The sequence below is a fragment of the Bacteroides sp. 1001302B_160321_D4 genome, from assembly GCF_015667765.1.
Lineage (GTDB): Bacteria > Bacteroidota > Bacteroidia > Bacteroidales > Bacteroidaceae > Bacteroides > Bacteroides xylanisolvens.
This window is the reverse complement of the sequence record NZ_JADPLO010000012.1, coordinates 42,607-58,729: the sequence shown is the minus strand read 5'-3', so window position 1 is coordinate 58,729 and position 16,123 is coordinate 42,607. Positions and strand designations below refer to the sequence as shown.

Sequence of the window (16,123 nt, the reverse complement as noted above, 5' to 3'; positions counted from 1 at the left end):
GTAATTATTCCGAAGAAAAAAATGACTCTCACAGGTATACAGCCTGCTATCATAAAAATGGGAATAATTATTTCCATGCACGAACATCTAATATCATATATTACACAGATAATTTCGTATATAATGATAAAGGATTCAGTTTTGCTAAAGGGAAGTAATGGACAGACTTATCTACCATAGACGCTTCCCGATTGCAAGTATATCCCGCATCAGGAAGGTACTTAGGAGAATATTACCCATGAATTACAATGATTCAATCTTTAAGAATGATAACTTACAGGTTAACCGAAGGCAAGATATATAGTAAATATACTACAACCATTATTATAATAATCACTCACACGGCGTTTGCCTACAACTAACGAAGACAATATTTTAGTGCATTTTTTTTTCATAAAATCAGCAATATTACTTAAATAGGATATGTTTTAGAGTAAAAAAAATTGCATCCTGTAGACTGGTTAAAGGGTAGTTTGAATGCAGAGAAATATTGCAGAGTCCAGTTGCTCATAATACAAAAGGGAGTTGATGAAGATGAGATCTCAGTGAGTATCAGGGGGGAAATTAGTTTCGATAGTTATCTTAGGTGTTTTCAAGAAAACACAGTAGGACTAATGAGATCTGGTACTTATGAAATCGAGGCTGTGTCATTGACAATGTACTAAAAATCGGTTAGTGTACCTTAATATACACTTGAGCAAGAACCTTTAGTGCTGTTTCGAAACAAGTAAAGATATATAAGTTTATTATTGAACTACACTAGTGTGGAAATCAGATTAAGAAGACTTTACTCGACGAAAGACAAACTCTATTTTGACTACTAGATTAAGAGCGTATGAGCTATTGTCATCACATCCATTATCATATTCAGGGTGCAACGTTTTACACCCTCTAAGGATAGAAAGTTTTTTTTTATGTATAAATAGCTGGATTTCAACACAATTCGTTATAATATGCAGAATTAATCAAATACTCATACATTCAGCATTTACACCCCTATGAAACGGCATTTACACCCCTAAAAAAAAGGAGAACACCGGTGTGTAGCGTCCTCCTTATCTGTATTAACTCAATCCGATTTCTTTTTCATGCTTTCTAAAAGCATTTCTCACATCATTCTTACTCACTCCAATCAGTTTGGCTATCCTTCCATAACCCAGCTGATTGCCATTTTCATCGAGAGTTTTCCACAAAGGATACCAGCATTCAATTTCCTCGTCTGTTAATCTCCGTCCCAACCGTGGTTCGGTTGGTATATCCATCTTCGGATACACTCCCTTGTAATACTGGCAGAGAAAACGCTCCATGCAGTGGTTGGCAAGATATTCGGTCAACTTACAAATCGCCCTACGTGTCTTCGGGACGTCTTTCCCGGGTTCACCGGCGAGCATATGCAGCACTATGGCACCATGGAAGGCGACAGTGGCCATGCGAAGGGAAACTTCTTTTCTTGTCTCGTCACCCATCTCCTTCTGTTTCTCGATCCAGTGCTTCAGAGTACCGAATACATAAGAGAGATCTGTCCGGTGTTCGTTGGCAGGAATATCAATACCCTCTTTTGTTCTTCTGAAGCAATACTGTTCACGCCACTTGTCAATCTGGTCACGCATTTTCTCCAGTTCTTCACCCTCCGGTAAGTCAAACTCCGGAATTGAATGACCCAGTTCGGGAATTGCACAAAAACAAACACGCGAGGCGGTTCCATCTTCATACTCCTCCTCTTTAAAGAAACGTCTGACAGCCTTGGGAGTCCCGGTAAAGGTGTAATTGAAATACACGAGAAATGTACCGCGACATTCATTAGGGGTATGCTTGTTGTCCAAAGAAATACTCTCGTTGGAGAATGCTTTACGTAACAAGTCACTAGAAAGTCCGCCACCTTTGGTGAAAGATTGACGCACGGTATCGATCTCTGTCTCCATCGAATAGAAGTATACATCATGATTACCAGCTATAAGCTCCAATAATCTCGCTTTTGAGATCTCGCTGCCTATCGTTTGGATAATCTGGTCAGGCTTGTTACTCCTGGCCTTCTCTCGGTCCTCCATAACCACTCGATGAAAGAGATCCTGTTCATACACATTTTTAAAGATACTCTTTCCCGAACCCTGCGCTCCTACAATCACAACCTGCAAACTGGGAGAATGAGACCGTCCGTCCATATATTGCGCACGCACATTCGAGAAACAAAGTGCACCATAAGTCCCAAGCAGATGTAGAAGCATGGCAGGCCTGAAGCCACCAGGACAACCGTTCAGAATAGTGCTGATGTGAGGAATAGCGGAGTAACCCGGCATGGGGAACTGAGTATCGAACCATTGTAACCACTCACCAAGAGCAGGTTCTTTATCTATCGTTTGTTCGCCAACCGTTTTTTTTCCCATGAGACCAAAATCCTGACGAATCGTAATAACTCTAGATATCTCATCAGTCTTTACCTGACTGATCTCTTTCGCTTTTTTGATATCCAGATCACACTGATGATCTTTTTCTTCCATTTTAAGTCTGCTCACTTCCCTTGCCTTGTCATTTTCAAGTTCGTTTTTCTTTTTCTTTTCGTCAATCTTAACCTGTCCAAGCTTTCTCTTTATTTCGGGTAAAACGTATATTCCAATTACACCTATACCAATAAGGCAACCACCAATTTTCCAAAGAGTTGAAGCAGTACCTTTGTAGCGTCCACTAACTCCCCCTAGTCCAATTTTACCTCCTACATCGATTATAGAGTGGGACATTGCCTTTACTTTATTACTCATAACTCATGTTTATTAATTAATAATCTGTTATTTTTAACTTCACTGTTAATCATCGGGACTGTAGAATAGGCCTTATCGGTTTTGGCGGTCTTCTTTCTACCTGACCTGGCCAAATGCCTGTCTACACTAACCAATGACACACCATACCCGGCGGCAATCTGTTTATGGGACATTCCCTTTTTCGCCATCATATTCCATTTCCTGATCATACCGGACGTAATCCTGGCTCTCGTACGTTTTTGAGAAATAGGCGTTTGCAACGGCATAACTGTTTCGGTATCATTCACCACATCGTTAAATACGATAGACATCTTTTTTGTCTGCTTACGTCTCTTGACAAATCGGTCACAGACCCATACACTAATAAAACCTGCGGCTGTTATGCCAAGTCCAAATACTGATACGATTGTTGTTGTTTTATATTTCATAATTGATTCCTTCTAAAAGTATTTCTAATCTTATCAATTCGGTTGTCTGTTACGATCACAACCCGGACCTTCTTCGATAAGTGGGAACCTCCGGTCGTTTTTTGAAAGATTCCCCACGAGTATCTTAAATCTGTTATTACCGCTGGACTTCCCCTATTCCGTTTTATACAGTTATCGCTCTTCATATTCTGTCAGTTTGTACCTGTTGACATCCGCTTATGCTCTTCCTGCATACGATGAATGTGAAGTTGTTCGTTCTCCTGCATTTTACATAAAGAAGCAATTTCAATCTCCCTCTGCTTGTTTGCGAATACATCATTCTGCTCCTTTATCCTACCGTGGGATTTAATCGCCGTTATAAGATAACAAACAGAACCTAAAGCAACCAATGCGAAACCTGTCCCTATAAAAAAGTATTCGGTTGTCTTCTTAACTCCCAGTATCCCAGTGATTCGAGCAATGTTGTTTGAATTAGGTATTAATTTCATTTTTGTAATTTACTTTTATTTATTAGACTATTTATATGAACATTATTAAGTTTCAATCTGCTTTGAAGTGCCGCATTGTTCGCACGAACCTCCTCATCTAATTCAATTTGCTTCTTGTACCTATGATAAAGGCAACAAAGACCAAAGTTTGCAACACTTAGAATTAAGCATGCACCACCCAATTTTAGGATACTAGGGAGCGCGGATAAACCTTTGCATTTGCCTCCAGTATCATAGAGTTTCTTGATGTCTATATTGTTTAACATATAATTTAATCTTATGGAGTGCTTTCATATACTACCAGCAATCACTCCGGGTTAATTATAATATTTTTTTTTCAGCCTCCTTATCAGCTTTTGGAAACTCTACTAAAGCGTTCTTATCATTTTGAAGTACTGCGCCATTTACAGATTCCAATTTCTGTCCATCTACTAAGATTTTAGTGGTTACTTTCTAAATTTTCGAGAGCAAATATAAGCAATAAAACAAAGGAATAATCCTTTTGAAGTCAAGCTGTTATACAAAGACACACCTGACAGTAGGCTATCTTTTACATCCATAAATTTATACCTATTAAACTACATATGAACTTCATTGAAGGTCAATAGACTTTTCATAGATTCCTTCTTGATTTATGAACAGACAGCTCCACCGTTGAAAACAGCCGGCATATTTCTCAGCGAAACTGTCTATTCCGATTAATTACCTGAGACTACTTGCGTCCCCATTTTTTATTAGAAACTCTCAATATGTCCAAAGCCCGCTCAACATCAATTACAACGACCTTACCGTTTTGGGAAATGGCTGCATCAATGACACCGCTACTCTTTATGCGTTGAGCAGTCGAAATAGAGCAATGAAGAGCTTTTGCCAGTTCTTTCATGCCCCGGACATAATGTTTACCACCAGATGGGAAGATGTTGTCCTTTTCATCGTTACCACTCTCGCTTGCAAAGCCTAACTCTTCTTTCAAGACCTCCACCAAATCACCCAAAGTAGACTGAAAAAGAGGTTTTTCTTTTAATAAGGTATCTTTCATATTTTCTTCTAATTTTTAATTGTTGAACATCTATTCTGAATTCAGAGCGCTCAGAATTCGGTTGTGAAGATAGAGAGTAGCTATTAATATTTAAATTATTTCTTCACACTACAACCCAATTTCAACCGGATAAAAACAAAAAAGGACATATCGCACTTACGATACATCCTTCCTTTATCAAAATCAATTGCAATTGATTAGTCTACAGCTTTTTCTATCAATTTTTTAAAATAAATATAAGGTTTGCGATCCTTCTTTATTTTGGAAAACTCGGTAGAAATTGATTTATTATCTATCGTTATACCATCAATTACAAAAACTTTTTGGGTTATACTCCATATTCCATAAGTATCCTTCCCTTTCCTCTTTTTACATAACAATCCAATAAAACAACTTAAATCCTGCATAGTGCCAAGCCATTTTATCGATGGATGATCAACTCCTTTGACCTTTTCTCGTTTCCCCGTTAAAATATAAGCAAACTGCTCTATGGGAATATCAAAGACATACCTGTCAATAAGTTCTTTATATAAGTATTCTATTGATTTTCTATTCAAATCCAATCGGAAATCATATTTTTCTTTCTCTACGCCGATCTGTCTTAATGTGTCAAAACTCTCAGGTAGATTAAAAATACGAGGTGCTTTATAATTGTCTGGACAAATTATAATATCTATTGCTTTGGGATTTTTTTGCTTATATCCATTATAAATTTCTTGCAACTTAAATGCATAAGCAGAATTCGACATTTTATTGAAAAAACGCGTTACATATTGTGCAGGGAAAGACTGAATCATATCAAATATCTCAGACAATCCATGTAAATATTCCTCCAATAGAGACATTATATATTCTTCATTTTCTTTATCAGAAGAAGAGTCTTTTAGCAACTTAGGTAATAATTTTAATTGATTGCCCATATTTCGGATTTTTGTATCCGTGGAATGATCAACTAAAGGAATATTAACACAAGAAGCCTCTTCTACTAATGAACTAACCACTGGATATAATTGCTCAAAAATTGATTTACGACAATCTACATTTTTGAAAGCATTAATTATAATTGTAAGGGTTCTACTATTATTGGATAGTATTTCTTTAAAACAATCAAAATAAAATATTCCTGCTTTTATATAAAGAAATAAATCTCCCCTTTTATCTATCTGACAGAATGAAGCATAATCGTCGTCTCTTAATGCATTTATCATCTTATTTCTACGAACATTTGATAGAGAAAGATATGAACATATCGATTCTATATCATTTTTTGATAACTGTTTCAATCTTACAAATAACTTTTCATCACTAATATTCAAAGTAGGATCACTCCTTAAATCATTTTCGCTAATACGAATATCTGAATCAACGACCTCTAACATTTTTTGGTGATTTAAGAATTCATATAACTCTAAAGGATTTAGAATATCAATGAGACTATTCATAAACTCAAACTTTTCAATTATCTGCTCTAACATTTCAGCGTTTTTAGTGAATAAATAAAAAAGCAGCACCCAGTTCTCCCGAATACTGCCTCAAATATAAAAAAAATATTAAACTATACTCCTGATATACTCATAAACTTCTTTCAATTATGTCAGATTCATCGCACCAACCCCTTGGTAATATTTATTATACCTATCAATCCTTTGTTTTACTCTTTACCACAGTTATTATAGCTTTCAATTCATCAGGAGTAAGTGAATTTAATATTTTAGTAATCGAAGTCATTTCCTCATAGGCTAAATTTAACAATTTATTATTATATAGCACTTGCTGTTCATGTGGAAAAATATCTATATAGCGCGCAGTAATATTTTCATCACGAGAATGCCCCATACTATCACTTATATAATTAATAGGAACTCCTGCATGAGTTAAATTTGTTGCAAAAGAATGCCTGCACCAAGTACTGCTAGGGAAAATCTCCCAATTTAAAGCCATAGTCAACTTTTTCATCCGATCTTGAATATTACTATTTTCTAATGCTATCAGTTTCCTTACCTGTACTTCATTTGTTTCCCCCTTCAATATAGAAGGAAATACCAATCCCCCTCTTTCCTCCGGTGCAGCAATTTCCGACAAAATTATTCTCAAAGGTTCAATAATCGGAATTACCACCTCACTATTATTTTCACTTCTATCCTTAGTTTTATAACGCATAAACTGAAAAGACTGTTTACCACTAATATAATAATAATCATTGTATCGAAGCCGTGCAGCATCTGCTAAGTTAAAACCATTACATAAATATTGTACCAAAAACAATCCTAAAGAAAAATGAACCTTTTCTATATAACTCTTTCGCCATGATTCTGGATATTTTTTGTTGATAAACACTTGATACAATTCCGTCATTTGCTCTACATTCAGGTATTCCTTTTTTCGTGTACTACCTACAGGAATCGTGATCAAACTTTTATCTTTACCAAACGGATATTCTTTTTTACTTAAAAATCCCCTTTGTGTACACTCATTCCACACAACCCGACATGCCCTTAAATATATTCCAATAGTCGTTTTAGTAAATCCATCATTCTCCATTCCTTTAATCCATTTCTCAATTGTACTCTTGGATACATTAAAACCAGATATTACTCCCACATACTTAATAAATGATTTTTTTGCCGTAGTATAACTATCTGCAGTTCCCACAGACCTATTATTAATAATATCTTCCCATACTAACAAAAATGAATCCTCTTCATTTTTTCCAGTTAACCGAGTCATGATCATATTCAAACTAAGTTTAGAAGTTTTATCCAAATCCTGTACTATATCAACATAAGATTTAAATGTTTGTTCTAAAAGCATCTTACACTCAAAGTTTGTTTCCTTCTCACTCTTAATATTGGATCTTCGACCTGTATTTTTTGCTCTACAAATAGCATCAAATTCTTTTTCTGTATATTTATCTCCCAACGGATAATACAATCTTTTTCGATCTATAGTAAAACGTAATGCTATAGGATATTTACCTCCATTCCTCACATGCCTTTTGTCTAGAACAAGACTTATTGCGCAAACACCAACTTTGTCATTAACCAAACAACTTATATACTTTTTATCCATAAATCATCATATTTAAAAACATAAAACAAAACACTTTAATAAGCTATTTGGGAACACAATGGGAACACAGCGGGAACACAAAAAGCTTTATTTTCTAAGAATCAGTCATTATCAGACAATGTCACAAAAGTATTAAATCACTGATAAATAAGCAAATATATCATCCAATAAAAATCGCAAAAAATCATTCTAAATGATTCATAATCATGAGGTCCCCGGTTCAATCCCGGGTCCCGCTACTTGATAAGAATAAGGCATTTGGGAGGCTTCCACTTCTGGGTGCCTTTTTCTTTTTTAGCTCCGGTTTGCGCTATGGTTTGCGCCAGCGTCAAATTCAATGTAACATGGTTCAACAAATTTTATCTCTACAAAGATACTATTTTACTTTCAAATTTTAATTGAAAAGATTAATAATACAATTGCACGACATTGCTATTCTATAAAAAACAGCAAATGAATTTCTTCAAATAGTGATAACCATGTTAGTTACCACCATACCAAAGAGATATTAATTCAAAATGTCAAAGTTACATTTATAGGATAATTACCAATCATCATTACTTGTTTGCAATGGCTTCTTTAGAACTGTATCAATTTTGTCTACAAGGATTTTATAACATGATAGTGAATAAACAAAAGCTCGTGATGAGGTCACTTTAGGATGTTGTCTGTTTTCTGTAAATGGAAAGCAATCAGAAAGTGCCCATATTTGGGTATCTTTAGTAACGCCATTACCTGTTACACCAAAACCACCACCAAACATTATGACATATCCACTATCGTCATTTATCTTCAATACCTCATAGTTCTGTAAAGTATATGTCATTCGAATACGTTCTTCTTTAAAATCAAATTTAATAAGTGGTCGAATACTTACTCTATATGAGTTATCTCCCATAGTCCGTTTTGCAATATTAGGCAGATAACAACGTGCCATGATTGTTCCTTCTTCCTCATTTGAAACCTGTATAGCTGACTTTGCATCAGAAGACATAGATATGACCCAATCTATAATTTTGCGATATAATTGAGATTTGGACTGACCTTTATACTCTTTTATAACCGATAATGATAGTTCACCCAATTCATTCAGCTTATATTCATTAGATAGCTCCTTAGCCTTAGCTGACCAAGACATATCCCCTATATTAGTATATTCTTCTAATTCTTGTTTAGTTACAATTTGGGCATTAATTGTATTACAGACTAATCCTAATAACATTATAAAAATAATCTTTTTCATGTTGACTTGAAGCTTACTATTAGTATGATGTATTTTTGTGTTCAAATGTACAAAAAACAAATTAATTAATCAGATTTTATTATATATATTTTCTAACAAGCCTTGTTGTAAAAGATGTGTTGTAATTATTGATAGAACAATAAAAAAAACAGCAAATGAATTTCTTCAAATGCTGTTTTACTCAATATTTACAAATAATTCATTTGTTTAATTATTAATACGGTATCTAATATAATGAATGCCACAACATCTTGTATATCCCAAACACAAGGTCCTTTTAGTATTATCTCGCATGCCTTATCAAACATAGTAATTATAATAGCTATGAGCATTTGGGTAATAATTATCTTTTTCATAGAAGATAGTGTAAACCAATTAAACACACTAATTAGCCATTGAGGCATTTTAAGTAATATAATTCCCATTATTTCTTATTTAATAATTCTACCTTCATATTATTCTTCTGATGCAATATTATTTATGCCTTTTAGTTTTTTCAATTCTTGAATATACTCCAGTTCACCTTTGGCATATTCCTTATTTGCATCTTCATTCAGCATTTCCTTAAATGCTTCCTCTGCATCATCCAACCGTCCCATATCAACAAAAGTATATGCTCTTCTCCTACGTAGGAAATTGTGATAAAATATAATGCCATCCGTAATCTCACTTTCTTTTAACTGCGCCAATTGATTAAGTTCATTATGGATTGTATTAATTGCTCTTATATCTCTACTATTTGCCAAACAATTTATGTATTCTATGTTGTATCTAATGTTATTTAAGGGACGAACTATTTCCAGAAAGAAAAGGGCTTTCTCATATAAACCCATTTCTGCATAGCAATATCCAATGAGATAACAGGTTTGATAAAACATTCTTTTATCATCATCTGTAATGCTACCCCTTAGCCAACTTTCTCTCAAAGCATGATATACATTTTCCAAATACACAATTGCATCCCAATATCTATTTTCTTTCAAAACTTCATTACCCCAATAAAAATCCTTTCCAATGGCAAGCGTCATTTGAGACATAATACAATATTCATAAAAATCCAATTCTTCTCTATTGTTGAATTTTTCAATTGCTTTGTCATGAATAGCCTTATATTCCTCTATCCTTTGCTGTGGGCTTGTATGGTCATAGGCAAACAAAACACTCAGTGTTTGAGGTTGATTCGCATTTCTGGCATATGTCTTATCTCCTTCATGGCTGAATGTTGGTAACATGATAGATGCACGGATAAACCATGTTTCCTTTCCACCTCCACATCCTCTTAGGTGTACAATGATATTGTCGTTCACTCTGCTAATGGACTTATCATCATCTTCTTGTTTGACATATCCCTTCCTATAGGAAATAGACAAAATGACATTTTCACTAAATCTATAGCCCATATCTCCATTGTCCTGTTTGATAAGGACTGCATTGCATAAATCAAAACTCCAGATTTCATTGCTGTCTACAACAAGTATCCCTTTTTTCTCATGAATGTTGTCTGTGACAATATATAAATCAGAAACCTCTTCTTGCCTTATGTCAAAAGTTCTATTAAGTAGTACTCCTAAAGTTACTTTCTCATTAGGAGTGGCTCGTAATTGATACTTTTCATTTTGGTGTTGAAATCTAAATTCATTTGATAGATACGTTTCATTTTCCAATCTATCAATCAAATCATCCTCTTTATCTTTAGAGATGTTCTTTACTTGAGGATGAGCATTAAATATGGAACTAAAAAACTTCTTCATGATATTATTAATTAAATCCTTTAACGACTACCCGTGGGCTTTCATGTTTTTCTTGTTTAAAATTAAGACGTATAAACTGTTCTTTTAGTAAGTCATGAGCTTTGAAGCAATCATCCAGTACAATTTTCAAATAATCTCCTATATTTATTATGGAAGGAACAAATAGAATTACTGCCTTGCAATGTACTCCCATTTGCTTATTATCTTCATCTATGGAATAAACAGTGGAAACAATATTTCTTATGTTATTCAGATTTATTGCTTCCTTCAAATGCTCAACATTGGCATTATCCAAATCGACACATAGCCACCAAGTATCCCAAAGAGTGACAAACAGATAGTCATTATCTGCATCTATAAAAAACTCCTCACCTTGGTATTTAAAACAGATTCTATCCTTATCATCAACTTCTGGTTGACAACCAATCTCTTTTAATGTATTGATAACTAAATTCCGTGTCTTGTTATCTTCTGCATTAATCGCCTTATCTATAGTTTCATTTGTTTTTGCATATTCTGACCGTTCTTTGTCTTCCTCAACAGCGAACCCTATTCTACCAAAGAGATATGCGATAACTATCAATATTAATCCTAACACTATCCAACCTTCCATATTTGTACTTAAAATAATATTTGACAAATGTATTATTGGTTATTTCTCATATCATTCCTAACATCAATTTCAACTAAAGAAATAAACTGCAATTTTATTATTCTCTTGGTAGATTATATAAGTGAATATTGTTGTCAACTATTTCTTCTGCTTGCTTTTTAACAGACCTCGTATACTCCAACTTCACTGTTACAATAATCTCACGCTCATAAGCCTTCTTACAAATAGCTTTACTGTAAAAATATCTATCACCCTTAGTATTGCCTTCAATAGTATAACTATGGTCTGTAATATCTTTCTTGACAATTCTATTGCCTTGTTCTATTTCTGTATCAATCATTATATCAAACCATTCATGAAGCGAATAATCATCTTTAAAAACATCGAAGTATGTAGCATACACATTCAAACAGATTGTACTATCTTCATTTACGAAATGATTGCCATTACTTAAATCTGATTCTTCTCCATGCGTAAAGCTAGAGGGATATACCAAGAAATAACCAAAAGTCCTATTCCAATAAAACCTTGTATCATTATATTGGTATATCCTATTTCTGTAATCAATCAGTTTCACACCTTTTACTCCTAATACAGAATCTACCCATTGTAAATGCTTAGCTTCTGATATATCCAAAGTAGGATGATTATCATATATAGATAGGCTATCAGTAATCAGTGTATCAGTATTCTTATTACCAATACATAATAGTAGTATAACTATGCATAAATATTTCCTAATCAATAACAACCACATTTATTCCACAAGTCATTCAATTCTTGTTCTAATTCTGTATCATTAGTTAGATTATATGCAATCTGAATGTCTTCACAAGCTACCTTTTTCTCATTCAAGTAGATACGACAGATAGCCCTATTATAATACGCCATTGCATCTCGTTTAAAATCATCTGTATCCAATGCTTTAGTCCAATCAGATTCAGCTTTATCCCACATATTCATATCCATATAAATAAATGCCCGTTGAGTATAATTATCTGGCTGTGCATTATTCAAATTTATCGCTTTTGTTATATCTTGCAAAGCTTCTTCATTCCTTTTTTGAGACCTATATAGGTGACAACGGTTTATATATCCTATTGGATTATTAGGATGATATTCTATTGCTTGACTGAAATAAGATTCTGCATCTCTATTGTTATCAACAACATAAGATATTATACCTAAGGCATTTAGAGATTGAATATCTTCGGCTTTCTCATTTAATATACTTGTAAATATATCAATAGCTTCATTAAAGTTTCCTTCATGCATAGTAGAATAAGCATATTCTTTTTGATAACTATCCATATCAACAGTAAAATTTGATTTGTATTTATCTAAATCAATATTTCTAAATTGCCATCCTCTTGAGGTATTTCCATAAGTAATACTAATTTTATGCAAAGTCGATTTGATTGGTGGAAAAAACACTTTGAACTTATAATTAGAAGCCAAAGATACTTTTGTCCCATTCATTTTATCTACTCCTATCGTTGATGAAGTAACATAATATTTACTATCGTTATCTAAGTCGTGAATAAGAAAACCGTCATCGCCTTTATCTATCTCGCACCATATATACATTTCCCCCATAGATAGATTCAGATTCGTATATGAAAGATATGCGATTGTTACATCATCTTTAAATTCTATAGCATTCAAAACCACTTCACTATTCCTTTCATTAGGTATATTCAAGATAATAAAATTTTCTTTATTGTTAAATTTGGGATTAAAGCGATTAAAATCATTACTCGTCAATGCAGTAAGTCTTTCTTTATTTATAGATACCCCAAAATTAAGATTTTGCCCTCCTGTACGATTAAATGTCGCAACAGCAAACACTTCCCCTTTTTCATTCAATAATGCACTACCACTGCTTCCTGGAGAAATAGGTGCAGTTACCTGTATAATATCACCATGTTGTTTATCATTCCTTAATGACGCCACAATTCCATCAGAAACACTTTTCTCTAATCCTAAAGGACTACTTATATTATAAACTCTATCTCCTTGTTCTGTGCCTTTAGTAGCAAATTCTAAATAAGGAAATTTTTGATTAGATAGAGCTATTATCGAAAACTTAATAATATCCCATTTTTTATCAGAAGCCAATACCTTATCTATTTCGTACTCTTTCCCATCGCTAGTTTTAAGCATTGCTTTTACAGCACCATCCAACACGTGGTAATTTGTTATCCCTGTACCATCACTATCAATAAAGAAGCCAGAGCCACTACCTAATGGAGCTCCGTATTCATCGTAAGTATAGATTATAAATGTTGCACTCTCTGTATCATGTATAATATCCTTCAGATTTTTTTGGCATGAACTAAAGAATGCTAATATAACACCAAGTATCAAAAATATATTCTTATTCATATTTATTCAATTTTAAAATTAGGATTCTTTTGTAATGTTCTCCGTTTATTTGGTGTATTTGAATTCTTTGATTTGGGTGTATGCGTTTTCACATTTTCATCTCGTTGTATAATATCCATGTTCCCTTGAATCTCTGTTGTGTAATGCAGAATTTTATTATCTGTTGAGATTTGTACAAAAGCCATATTAGTATATTCTCGTTGACCTATTGCAACTAGTGCAACACCTGTTTTATTATCATAAGAATTTTGATAGTACCATTTTGCATAACTAATTTTATCTATACTCCCATCATTAGTTCTTGCTCTCTCATAGTCTTCAACAATCAGTTTCCCCCATGATTGGCTGTTATGTAAAGGATGTACATTAGCCAAACAAAGCTCACCGTTATCTAAGTATAACGTTAAATACGCCCTTCTGCTCTTAATAATAGAAGTAATGTCTCTGTCATTTTCGTAAGCGTTAATAATACTAAGTCGACACAATTCCTGTTGATTAGTATTATTGCTTTTTAATTGAACTCCAAAGAAATGCCAAGACCCTGTGTCTCCTTCAATTATATCCAATTCTTCTGTGTTTTCAGGTATAGCCTCAAAAATTGCAGAAAATTCAATTTCTTGCCCTGGGTGACATACCGTTTGTCCATCTTTATTGGCTATTCCATTAGTAAATAAAAGTTTATACTTCATATTCTTTACCTTTAAATACATAGAGTTGTTTCCATCTTTAGGGAGTGATAAATAGATATAACGTGAATTACTCTCATTAGACCTGTACAGGAAATCCACTTGTGTATGTGCACTCAATATCGTTATTTTCTTTATAAAAATATTATTTTGAGATGCATGTTTTACGTTAGGAAATACAATATCTTTAGAATATGAATAGGTACATTGCCATATTGCTAATATGAATGTTATGACTGGTAGAATTTTTCTCATAAATATAAAAATTGGTATTCTTTAATAGAAATGGATTATGATTGTTTTTCAAAATTGGCAACATTGCTTAATAAGCCTTGCTACAGTAGGTATAATTATATATCTGTTTCCATATTATTCAACACATTTATGTACCCTGTTCCCTTTAGATACTGTTATACAATAAAAAAGGTGTGGAACGTATTGTCTTATCTCATTCTCTGGCTCTCGCATTGCCTTTGGTACGGATAAAACAATAGCCCACACCAATATTGACAATATCTAAAGCCTTAAAGATATAAGGTAGGTATATATCAAATGGTGTGGTGCTATTGCTATCATCTTCGTACCGTTATCAAATTTGCGAGATTTGAGAATGGAAGATAATTTCAATAACACCTTTCGTAATATGTCCTTTCAGACCTAACACATTAGGTATCTGAAATTGCCACAAAGTTACGAAAAGCGTTCGTAATAGCAAGAACTATTGTTTATTAAAAGTTGAGAGCTATCCCTTCTTTATAAATCCATGGTAGTGGAAAAATTCAAGACCACCCATATAAAAACTAAATCTCTGAATTTTTCCACCCCACCGATATTTCATGCTTATGGCTTTATAAACTGATTTTTTATCCGTTGAACGGTGGAAATACCAATACTTTGTAGCTTAGCTATATTTCTGATTGAATAGCCTTTTCTTAGTAAAGCAATGACTTCTTTATATTCCTCTTTTTTCTTATCATCCGTTTTGGTTGAACCTGTCTTTCTGCCAAGTTTACCACCTTTGGCAATATAATTTGCCCTACCACTATTCAAACGGTATTGAATATTGCTTCTTTCGATATTTGCCATTTCTGCAAGTACTGTCACCATGATAGAAGCTATTGGATTAACTTCCCCATTTGGTTGCAAAGTATATAAGCCCAAGTTCTGTATGTAAACCGACACTTTCGATTCATGCAATATATCCAAAGAGCGAAGAACCTGTAATGTACTTCTTCCTAGTCTTGACAATTCAGACAAAAGTAGGATATTCACAGATTCACGTTTACAGTATTCTAAACATTCCCCTAAAATCTGTCTTTCCTCTATTTTCTTTGCACCTGAAATATGCTCCTGGAATATATTCACAATTTCTATATCCTGTGAGATAGCATATTTCTTTAAATCCTCTATTTGTCTGCTCGTGTCCTGTCTGTCATTACTTGACGAAACACGAGCGTATATTACGGCTGTTTTCATTTTATTCTTTGATTAAATTGATAACATGAAAGAATGTGTTCAAACCACCTTTGCAGATTTATTTGAACACATTCCAGTTTTGAACACAATAAGTAGTTAATGACGATTATTCGCTTCTTCAATATCCCATAAACCTATAAAAATCACAAGCCATATCAACGGCACACACGCACTAATCATAGCCAATGC

General features: G+C 33.7%; 13 protein-coding genes. All 13 read right to left on the bottom strand.

What is annotated here, in order from left to right:
* Positions 1 to 1,064: 1,064 nt before the first annotated feature.
* The 13 genes from KFO40_RS06995 to KFO40_RS06935 all read right to left on the bottom strand — a co-directional run bounded on the left by KFO40_RS06995 (position 1,065) and on the right by KFO40_RS06935 (position 15,934).
* The gene (locus KFO40_RS06995) at positions 1,065 to 2,756 is read right to left on the bottom strand and encodes a DUF3987 domain-containing protein (protein ID WP_055230343.1); all 1,692 of its coding nucleotides are present in this window, start codon (positions 2,754 to 2,756) and stop codon (positions 1,065 to 1,067) included.
* Positions 2,753 to 3,184: a hypothetical protein gene (locus KFO40_RS06990; RefSeq protein WP_055230340.1), complete on the bottom strand. Its 432-nt coding sequence runs from the start codon at positions 3,182 to 3,184 to the stop codon at positions 2,753 to 2,755. Before KFO40_RS06990 ends, KFO40_RS06995 begins: the two co-directional genes overlap by 4 nt.
* Positions 3,185 to 3,375: 191 nt before the next feature.
* Positions 3,376 to 3,672 (bottom strand): hypothetical protein, encoded by a 297-nt coding sequence (locus KFO40_RS06985; RefSeq protein ID WP_055230339.1) that lies wholly within the window; start codon positions 3,670 to 3,672, stop codon positions 3,376 to 3,378.
* A 712-nt stretch (positions 3,673 to 4,384) separates the two neighbouring features.
* On the bottom strand, positions 4,385 to 4,711 hold the full coding sequence (locus KFO40_RS06980; RefSeq protein WP_055230335.1) for a DUF3853 family protein: 327 nt from the start codon (positions 4,709 to 4,711) through the stop codon (positions 4,385 to 4,387).
* A 197-nt stretch (positions 4,712 to 4,908) separates the two neighbouring features.
* The gene (locus KFO40_RS06975) at positions 4,909 to 6,186 is read right to left on the bottom strand and encodes a hypothetical protein (protein WP_055230332.1); all 1,278 of its coding nucleotides are present in this window, start codon (positions 6,184 to 6,186) and stop codon (positions 4,909 to 4,911) included.
* A 163-nt stretch (positions 6,187 to 6,349) separates the two neighbouring features.
* On the bottom strand, positions 6,350 to 7,780 hold the full coding sequence (locus KFO40_RS06970; protein ID WP_055230330.1) for a tyrosine-type recombinase/integrase: 1,431 nt from the start codon (positions 7,778 to 7,780) through the stop codon (positions 6,350 to 6,352).
* 544 nt (positions 7,781 to 8,324) lie between these two features.
* Positions 8,325 to 9,023: a DUF4468 domain-containing protein gene (locus KFO40_RS06965; protein WP_015531316.1), complete on the bottom strand. Its 699-nt coding sequence runs from the start codon at positions 9,021 to 9,023 to the stop codon at positions 8,325 to 8,327.
* A gap of 455 nt (positions 9,024 to 9,478) precedes the next feature.
* Complete coding sequence (locus tag KFO40_RS06960) at positions 9,479 to 10,774, bottom strand: hypothetical protein (RefSeq protein ID WP_015531315.1); 1,296 nt, start codon at positions 10,772 to 10,774, stop codon at positions 9,479 to 9,481.
* A 7-nt stretch (positions 10,775 to 10,781) separates the two neighbouring features.
* A complete protein-coding gene (locus KFO40_RS06955) occupies positions 10,782 to 11,387 on the bottom strand; it encodes a hypothetical protein (protein ID WP_015531314.1) in 606 nt (201 codons plus the stop codon).
* Between the two features lie 97 nt (positions 11,388 to 11,484).
* Positions 11,485 to 12,144, bottom strand: coding sequence for a hypothetical protein (locus KFO40_RS06950; protein ID WP_015531313.1), 660 nt, complete (start codon positions 12,142 to 12,144; stop codon positions 11,485 to 11,487).
* Positions 12,129 to 13,772: a trypsin-like peptidase domain-containing protein gene (locus KFO40_RS06945; protein WP_015531312.1), complete on the bottom strand. Its 1,644-nt coding sequence runs from the start codon at positions 13,770 to 13,772 to the stop codon at positions 12,129 to 12,131. Before KFO40_RS06945 ends, KFO40_RS06950 begins: the two co-directional genes overlap by 16 nt.
* Positions 13,773 to 13,774: 2 nt before the next feature.
* Complete coding sequence (locus tag KFO40_RS06940; RefSeq protein WP_147340876.1) at positions 13,775 to 14,461, bottom strand: hypothetical protein; 687 nt, start codon at positions 14,459 to 14,461, stop codon at positions 13,775 to 13,777.
* Positions 14,462 to 15,298: 837 nt separating this feature from the next.
* Entirely contained in the window at positions 15,299 to 15,934 is a 636-nt protein-coding gene (locus tag KFO40_RS06935; RefSeq protein ID WP_007754395.1) for a recombinase family protein, read from the bottom strand.
* Between the last annotated feature and the right edge of the window lie 189 nt (positions 15,935 to 16,123).

Coding starts and splice junctions, on each gene's coding strand:
- KFO40_RS06995 (WP_055230343.1), bottom strand. CDS start 2,756: ATGAGTAATAAAGTAAAGGCAATGTCCCACTCTATAATCGATGTAGGA.
- KFO40_RS06990 (WP_055230340.1), bottom strand. CDS start 3,184: ATGAAATATAAAACAACAACAATCGTATCAGTATTTGGACTTGGCATA.
- KFO40_RS06985 (WP_055230339.1), bottom strand. CDS start 3,672: ATGAAATTAATACCTAATTCAAACAACATTGCTCGAATCACTGGGATA.
- KFO40_RS06980 (WP_055230335.1), bottom strand. CDS start 4,711: ATGAAAGATACCTTATTAAAAGAAAAACCTCTTTTTCAGTCTACTTTG.
- KFO40_RS06975 (WP_055230332.1), bottom strand. CDS start 6,186: ATGTTAGAGCAGATAATTGAAAAGTTTGAGTTTATGAATAGTCTCATT.
- KFO40_RS06970 (WP_055230330.1), bottom strand. CDS start 7,780: ATGGATAAAAAGTATATAAGTTGTTTGGTTAATGACAAAGTTGGTGTT.
- KFO40_RS06965 (WP_015531316.1), bottom strand. CDS start 9,023: ATGAAAAAGATTATTTTTATAATGTTATTAGGATTAGTCTGTAATACA.
- KFO40_RS06960 (WP_015531315.1), bottom strand. CDS start 10,774: ATGAAGAAGTTTTTTAGTTCCATATTTAATGCTCATCCTCAAGTAAAG.
- KFO40_RS06955 (WP_015531314.1), bottom strand. CDS start 11,387: ATGGAAGGTTGGATAGTGTTAGGATTAATATTGATAGTTATCGCATAT.
- KFO40_RS06950 (WP_015531313.1), bottom strand. CDS start 12,144: ATGTGGTTGTTATTGATTAGGAAATATTTATGCATAGTTATACTACTA.
- KFO40_RS06945 (WP_015531312.1), bottom strand. CDS start 13,772: ATGAATAAGAATATATTTTTGATACTTGGTGTTATATTAGCATTCTTT.
- KFO40_RS06940 (WP_147340876.1), bottom strand. CDS start 14,461: ATGAAGTATAAACTTTTATTTACTAATGGAATAGCCAATAAAGATGGA.
- KFO40_RS06935 (WP_007754395.1), bottom strand. CDS start 15,934: ATGAAAACAGCCGTAATATACGCTCGTGTTTCGTCAAGTAATGACAGA.